The 7157-nt window shown below is 69.8% G+C and carries 5 protein-coding genes and 1 pseudogene; 1 reads left to right on the plus strand and 5 read right to left on the minus strand.

Annotation, left to right across the window (positions count from 1 at the left end; all coding sequences use genetic code 11):
* Positions 1 to 55: 55 nt before the first annotated feature.
* The 4 genes from E3T48_RS10980 to topA form a co-directional block, all read right to left on the minus strand.
* Positions 56 to 1606, minus strand: coding sequence for an alpha/beta hydrolase (locus E3T48_RS10980; protein ID WP_134524101.1), 1551 nt, complete (start codon positions 1604 to 1606; stop codon positions 56 to 58).
* Between the two features lie 34 nt (positions 1607 to 1640).
* A complete protein-coding gene (locus E3T48_RS10985) occupies positions 1641 to 2837 on the minus strand; it encodes a DNA polymerase III subunit delta' (protein WP_134524102.1) in 1197 nt (398 codons plus the stop codon).
* A 61-nt stretch (positions 2838 to 2898) separates the two neighbouring features.
* Entirely contained in the window at positions 2899 to 3519 is a 621-nt protein-coding gene (tmk, locus tag E3T48_RS10990) for a dTMP kinase (RefSeq protein ID WP_241986767.1), read from the minus strand.
* Positions 3516 to 6533, minus strand: a complete 3018-nt coding sequence (topA, locus tag E3T48_RS10995) for a type I DNA topoisomerase (RefSeq protein WP_134524104.1) — start codon at positions 6531 to 6533, stop codon at positions 3516 to 3518. The genes tmk and topA overlap by 4 nt, the downstream gene beginning before the upstream one ends.
* Before the next feature lie 140 nt (positions 6534 to 6673).
* Between topA and E3T48_RS11000 the strand changes: the two genes are divergently transcribed.
* Complete coding sequence (locus tag E3T48_RS11000) at positions 6674 to 6916, plus strand: hypothetical protein (protein ID WP_134524105.1); 243 nt, start codon at positions 6674 to 6676, stop codon at positions 6914 to 6916.
* Positions 6917 to 6952: 36 nt separating this feature from the next.
* Here the strand turns inward: E3T48_RS11000 and E3T48_RS16770 are convergent.
* Positions 6953 to 7157 (minus strand): annotated as a pseudogene (locus tag E3T48_RS16770) (helicase); the annotation flags it as partial.

Genomic DNA, 7157 nt, shown 5'->3' on the forward strand with positions numbered 1-7157 from the left:
TTCTGCACCGAGCGGCCGCGGGGGTCGATCCTCCTTCGGAAATGCGCTCATGCGGTCAGCACCTGGGGTCGGCCGCAGGCACCGTGCCCTTCAGTAGGTAGTCGTCCACCGCGTCGTTGACGCAGGAGTTGGACTTGTTGTAGGCGGTGTGGCCCTCGCCCGTGTACGTGACGAGGTGGCCGCTGTCGAGCTGGCCGGCCAGGTTCTTCGCCCAGACGTACGGAGTGGCCGGGTCGTTCGTCGTGCCAACGACGAGGATCGGCGCGGCGCCCTTGGCGTGGATCTGTGCGCGCTCACCGGTGAATTTGTACGGCCAGTTGGCGCAGCCGATGTCCCCGAACGCCATGTATTTGCCGATGACGGGCGCGGCGGCCTCAATCTGCGCAGCCTGGGCGCGCATCGCGGCCGGGTCGTCGTTGTAGCTGTAGTCGACACAGTTGATTGCCATGAAGGCCTCGGTGGAATTGTCGCGGTAGCTGCCGTCCGCGTTGCGGCCGTTGTAGCCGTCCGCGAACTGGAATGCCGCGTCCGCGTCGCCGCGCAGCACTGTCGTGAACATCTCGCTCAGGTTCGGCCACGCTTCGGCCTGGTAGAGCGGGTAGATGATCGCGGTGAGCAGCGTGTTGGCGCCGAGCTTCCTGCCGTCGGTGGCCGTGATCGGGCTCGCGTCCACCGAGGCCAGCAGCGCGCCGATGGTGTTCATGGCGTCGTCGACGGTGCCGTTGAACGGGCATTTCGCGCCGTCCAGGCAGTCGGCGAGGTAGGCGCGCAGCGCACTCTCGAAGCCCGTCGCCTGCACCCGGGTCACCTCGGCGTTGCTGGTGGACGGGTCGAGCGCGCCGTCGAGGGCGAGCCGGCCGACCTTGCCCGGGTAGAGATCGGCATAGGTGGCGCCGAGGAAGGTGCCGTAGGAGTAGCCGAGGAAGTTGAGCTTCTCGTCCCCGAGGACGGCGCGCAGCAGGTCGAGGTCGCGGGCGGCGCTCTCGGTGTCGACGTGCCCGAGCAGCGGCCCGGTGTTCTTCTCGCAGGCCGCGCCGAATTCGGCGGAGGCGGTCTCAAGCTCCTGGATCCAGGTATCCGTACCGCGCGCGGCCGTGGGCAGGCCGTAGAGGTACTCGTCCATTTGGGCGGGCTGGTAGCACTTCACCGCGGAGGACCGGCCGACCCCGCGCGGGTCGAAGCCCACAATGTCGAACCCCGCCTGCAGCTTCGCATCCGTGGCGTAGTCCAGCGAATCCTTCACGAAGTCGTAGCCGGAGCCGCCGGGACCGCCGGGATTGACCAGCAACGAACCGACCCGGCTTCCGGACGCGGGGCGACGCACCAGGGCAAGGTCGACGGCGCCCTCGGCCGGGTCGGCCCAGTCCAGAGGGGCGGATGCCGTGGTGCACTGCAACCCGGAGCCGCAGTCCTTCCACTTGAGCACCTGGCTGTAGAACGGCTCGAGACCGGCGCTGACCTTCTCCGTGGTCGGCGACGAGGTTGACCTGGCCTGCTGGGGAAGGAACAACGGCACGCACGCGCTCAGCCCCATCGTCACTGCGATCGCGGCCGCCGTGGTCGCCACCAGCACCGTGACGGTGCGCGTACGGGTTCGTCTGGTCATCGGGTTCCTCTTCCGTGAAGGGTGCTGCACCGGGCTAGGTCCGGCGGATCGCCGACACCAGCATCGCCTCGAGGGCAAGGGCCGGCGCCACGTTCGATTCGATTCTCTGGCGGGCCAGGGCGATCGCATCCAGGGTGGCAAGCGTCGCGGTGGGCTGACAGGCCGTGCCGGCACCGCGCACCTCGGTGAGGAGTTCACGGTTGATCACGCTCTGCTCCCGCCCCAGCTGCACCATGATGACGTCGCGGTAGAGCGAGGTGAGGTCGACCAGGATGCGGTCGATGCCGTCGCGGAGGCTGCGGGTGGCCCGGCGCTTCTGGTCGTCTTCGAGGGCCTTGATCTGGCCGCGCAACCCCGGCGGCACGGACTGGCCCGGTTCGACTCCGAGTGAGCGCAGCACGCCCTCCCGTTCGACGGCGTCCCGTTCCAGGGTGATGGCTTTGGCGTCGTCACCGGCGATGGCGAGCAGACGGGCCGCCGCGTTGACTGCGGCGGACACCCCGCGGATGCCGAGGGCCGCCCGCAGGGTCTCCTCGCGCCTGGCCCGCGCCTCGGGGTTGGTGGCCAGGCGGCGGGCCATGCCGATGTGGCTCTGCGCCTCCCGGGCCGCCCGTTCGGCGGTGGCCTCGTCGACGTCGTCGCGGCTCATGAGCAGTGCGGCGACGTCGTCGACGCTGGGCACGCGCAGGCGCACCGAGCGCACCCGGGACCGGATGGTCGGCAGCAGGTCGGCTTCGCTCGGGGCGCAGAGGATCCAGACGGTGCGCTCGGGCGGCTCTTCGAGGGCCTTGAGCAGCACGTTCGAGGTGCGTTCGACCATCCGGTCGGCGTCTTCGACGACGATCACCCGGTAGCGGCCCACCGACGGCGAGTACTGGGAGCGCTGCACGGCCTCTTTCACCGACTCCATCTTGATGATGACCCCTTCGGTCGACAACACGATCAGGTCGGGGTGGGTGCGCGCGTCGACCAGGCGGCGGGCGCTCTCGTCGCCCTCCGGCGTGCCTGGGCTGAGCAGGGCCGTCGCAAAGGCGAAGGCGAGGTTGGACCGGCCGGACCCGGGCGGACCGGTGATCAGCCAGGAGTGCGTCATCGACGACCCGGCCGCACCCTGTGCGGCCGCGGACCCTGAATCCGACGACCCGGCCGCTTTCGCGATCGGCCGCTCCGCCGCCGCGCGGAAGATGGCGATCGCGTCCGCCTGACCGGTCAGGTCATCCCACACGTTCATCGGACCAGAGTACCTTTCGTCGGTGACACTCTCCTGAGCGCACGCGTCCACCCGCGAGGGGCTAGCGGAGGAGGGTGGCGACGCGGGCCTGGATGGCCGCGGCGATCGTGTCGACCGGCGCCGCGGCATCCACGACCAGGAACCGGTCGGGCTCGGCGGCGGCCAGTTCGAGGAACGAGCCGCGCACCCGGCGGTGGAAGTCGGCCTTCTCCGCCTCGAGCCGGTCGAACCGCTTGTTGGCGTCGTCGAGGCGACCCCGGGCAACGGTCTCGTCCAGGTCGAGCAGGATCGTCAGGTGCGGCAACAGGCCTTCCGCGGCCCAGAGCGAGAGGTCGCGGATCTCGGTGCCGTCGAGCACCCGGCCGGCACCCTGGTAGGCGACGGAGGAATCGAGGTAACGGTCCTGGATCACGACCTCGCCGCGCTCCAGGGCCGGGCGCACGGCGGTGCTGATGTGCTGCGCGCGGTCGGCCGCGTAGAGCAGGGCCTCGGCGCGGGGCGCCACCTCCCCGCGGTGGTGCAGCACGATGTCGCGGATCAGTACCCCGACCGGCGTGCCGCCGGGCTCGCGGGTGCGCAGCACCGTGCGGCCCCGGCCGGCGAGCCAGTCGGCGAGCAGCTGCGCCTGGGTGGACTTGCCGGAGCCGTCGCCGCCCTCGAGCGTGATGAAGAGGCCGGTCACGACTGCGCGGATGCCGCCGCCGCCTTGATAGCCGCGTTCGTCGCACGGGTGGCCGCGGCCTTCGCTGCGGTGGCCGCCTTCTGGGCCGGGGTGGCCGGCTTGCGCACGGTCGTGGTCGCCCCCGACGGAGTCGGCTTCCTGACGGCAGCCTTCTTCGCGGGCGCCTTCTTGACCGCGGTCTTCTTCGCGGGCGCCTTCTTAGCGGGCGCCTTCCTGGCGGCGGTCTTCTTCACGACCGGGCCCTTGGCCCGCTTGTCGGCGAGCAGCTGCACGGCGCGGTCGAAATCGACCTCGTCGACGCTCTCGGCCTTCGGGATGGTCGCGTTGGTGACCCCGTCGGTGACGTAGGCGCCGAACCGGCCGTCCTTGACCTTGATCGCCTTGCCGCTCTCGGGGTCGGGCGCTTCGAACTCCTTGAGGGCGCTCGAGGCCCGCTTCGCCCCGTACTTGGGCTGCGCGTAGAGCTCGACCGCGCCGGCGAGGTCGATCTCGAAGATCTGGTCCTCTTCGCTCAGCGACCGGGTGTCGACGCCCTTCTTGAGGTACGGGCCGAATTTTCCGTTCTGGGCGGTGATCTCGGCGCCGGTCTCCGGGTCGGCGCCGACGACGCGCGGCAGCGCCAGCAGGTGCAGCGCGGTGTCCAGGTCGATCGTGGCCAGGTCCATCGACTTGAACAGCGATGCGGTGCGCGGCTTGACCGCGGCGGCCTTCCTGGCCGGGGCCTTGCGCTTGGGCTTGGTCGCGGCCGCGGTAGCGGTAGCGGTGGCGGTGGCGGTAGCGGTGGCGGCCGGAGCGGCCGAGTCGGCCAGCAACGTCACCTCGCCGGTGACCGGGTCGACGGTCTCGCCGGGCTCGACCGACTCGGGCTCCGGCTCCAGTTCGGTGACGTACGGACCGAACCGGCCGTCCTTGGCCACGATGGACTTGCCGTTGTCCGGGTTGATGCCGATCACGCGGTCGGTGATGACCGGCGCGTCGATGAGCTCCCTGGCCTTCGCCGGCGTCAGCTCGTCCGGCGCGAGGTCCGGCGGGATGTTCACCCGGCGCGGCGGGGCATCGGGTTCGGCGCCCGGGTCGGCGACCTCGAGGTAGGGCCCGTACTTGCCGATCCGCAGGGTGATGTCGTCGCCGATCGGCATCGAGTTGACCCTGCGGGCGTCGATCTCGCCGAGGTTGTCGATCACCTGGCGCAGGCCGCGGTGCTTGTCCGAGCCGAAGTAGAAGCTGGTCAGCCAGTCCACCCGGTCGGCCTTGCCGTCGGCGATGCGGTCGAGGTCGTCCTCCATCTCGGCGGTGAAGTCGTATTCGACCAGGTCGGAGAAGTACTCCTCGAGCAGGCGCACGACGGAGAACGCGATCCAGTTGGGCACGAGGGACTGGCCGCGGGGCGTGACGTAGCCGCGCTCGGTGATCGTGGAGATGATCGACGCATACGTCGACGGGCGGCCGATGCCGAGCTCCTCGAGCTTCTTGACCAGGCTCGCCTCGGTGTACCGGGCGGCCGGGGTGGTTTCGTGGCCCTTGGCTTCCATCTCCAGCATCGTCAGGGACTGGCCCTCGGCGAGCGGCGGCAGCTTGGACTCGGTCGGGTCGGTCGGCGCGTTGCGCTCCTCGTCGCGGGATTCCTCGTAGGCGAGCAGGAAGCCGCGGAAGGTGATCACGGTGCCGCTGGCCGAGAATTCGGCGATCGCCGCGGATGCCGCGGGGTGCGCGGCCGGGCCGGTGGGGCCGGCGGTGATGGCGACCGACGCGGTCGAACCGGTCGCATCCGCCATCTGCGACGCGACGGTGCGCTTCCAGATCAGGTCGTAGAGCTTGAAATCGTTGCCGCGGAGCGAGGAGGACAGCGACGCCGGCGTGCGGAAGGTGTCGCCCGACGGGCGGATCGCCTCGTGCGCCTCCTGCGCGTTCTTGCTCTTGCCCTTGTAGAGGCGCGGCTGGGCCGGAACGGTTTCGGGGCCGTAGAGCGCGGACGCCTGGGTGCGCGCGGCCGTGATCGCCTGCTGCGACAGGGACGGCGAGTCGGTACGCATATAGGTGATGTACCCGTTTTCGTACAGCGACTGGGCAACGCTCATGGTCTGGCGGGCGGTGAAACGGAGCTTGCGCGCCGCTTCCTGCTGCAGAGTCGAGGTGGTGAACGGCGCGGCCGGGCTGCGACGGTAGGGCTTGGAGGCAACCTTCGTCACGGTCACGGCGACGTCGGGCGCCTTCAGCGCCTCGGCGAGGGCGAGGGCGGATGCCTCGTCGAGGGTCGTCGCCTGCACCTTCGGCTTGAGCCGGCCCAGGTCGTCGAAGTCGCCACCGGTGGCGATGCGTTCGCCGCCGAGGCGGACGAGCTTGGCCTGGAAGGCAGCATCCGCCTGGTCGGCGCCGGGCGCCAGTTGCGCGATCAGGTCCCAGTATCCGGCCGAGACGAAGGCGAGGCGCTCGCGTTCGCGTTCGACGACGAGCCGGGTGGCCGCGGACTGCACCCGGCCGGCCGAGAGGCCGGGGCCGACCTTGCGCCAGAGCACCGGGGAGATCTCGTAGCCGTAGATGCGGTCGAGGATGCGCCGGGTCTCCTGGGCGTCGACGAGCGCGGTGTCGAGGTCGCGGGTGTTGTCCTTGGCCTGGAGGATGGCCTCCCTGGTGATCTCGTGGAACACCATGCGCTTCACGGGAACCTTCGGCTGCAGCACCTGCAGCAGGTGCCAGGCGATGGCCTCGCCCTCGCGGTCCTCATCAGTTGCGAGCAGGAGTTCGTCGGCGTTCTTCATGGCCCGCTTGAGCTCGGCGACGGTCTTCTTCTTCGCGTCGGACACCACGTAGTACGGCTCGAAGCCGTTGTCGACGTCGACGGAGAACTTGCCGAGCGGGCCCTTCTTCAGCTCGGGCGGCAGGTTTTTGGGTTCGATCAGGTCGCGGATGTGGCCAACCGAGGACAAAACCTCATAGCCGTCGCCCAGATAAGCCGCAATCGACTTCATCTTGGTCGGCGATTCGACAATGACCAGCTTCTTAGTGCCTGGCACCAGACTCCTCTTTATAGGTATCGACCCAATGAGGGGCCAAGGCACACCATACACACCGCAATCGGGTGCCTACCTAATCGGCCGCGCCCGTGACTGGCTTTGGGGCTTGCCAGTTGTGCGCTGGTGAGGACAATGGAGGCATGGGTACACCAGCAACGGGCACGTACACCGCGAAGCTCACGGACGGCCCCCTCGAAGGCAAGACCATCACCACCGAGTTCCTGGAATCGGGCGACCCGCGGCCCCGGCTCGAGATCCCGGCGGACGCGGGCGCCAAGCGGTACCTCTATACGCGCGGCGCCGGACTCGAGTTCGAGTCGTCGGAGTTCCCGGAGCGGCCGACCGCCGTCGACTACCGCTACCTCGAGGCTGTCTTTGACTGATTCGGCCGGTGCGTGTGCCGTCGATTCTGATTCGGGCTATCGGCTGGGCGGAGGCCCGGCACGGGCGCGCGAGCCGAGGTCGAAGCCCAGCACCGTGCGCGCCACGCTGACGGATGCGATCAGGCCGTCCACCGCACACGCGGTCACTGCGGCGCCGCCCAGTTCCGCCGCCGTGGCGGCAGCCTGGCACGGCACCCCGGCGACCAGGCCGGACGCCGTGTCGGCCGCGGCGAGCGCGGCC

Origin of the sequence: Cryobacterium fucosi (assembly GCF_004403515.1) — a bacterium.
GTDB classification, from domain to species: domain Bacteria; phylum Actinomycetota; class Actinomycetes; order Actinomycetales; family Microbacteriaceae; genus Cryobacterium; species Cryobacterium fucosi.

Coding starts and splice junctions, on each gene's coding strand:
- E3T48_RS10980 (WP_134524101.1), bottom strand. CDS start 1,606: ATGACCAGACGAACCCGTACGCGCACCGTCACGGTGCTGGTGGCGACC.
- E3T48_RS10985 (WP_134524102.1), bottom strand. CDS start 2,837: ATGAACGTGTGGGATGACCTGACCGGTCAGGCGGACGCGATCGCCATC.
- E3T48_RS11000 (WP_134524105.1), top strand. CDS start 6,674: ATGGGTACACCAGCAACGGGCACGTACACCGCGAAGCTCACGGACGGC.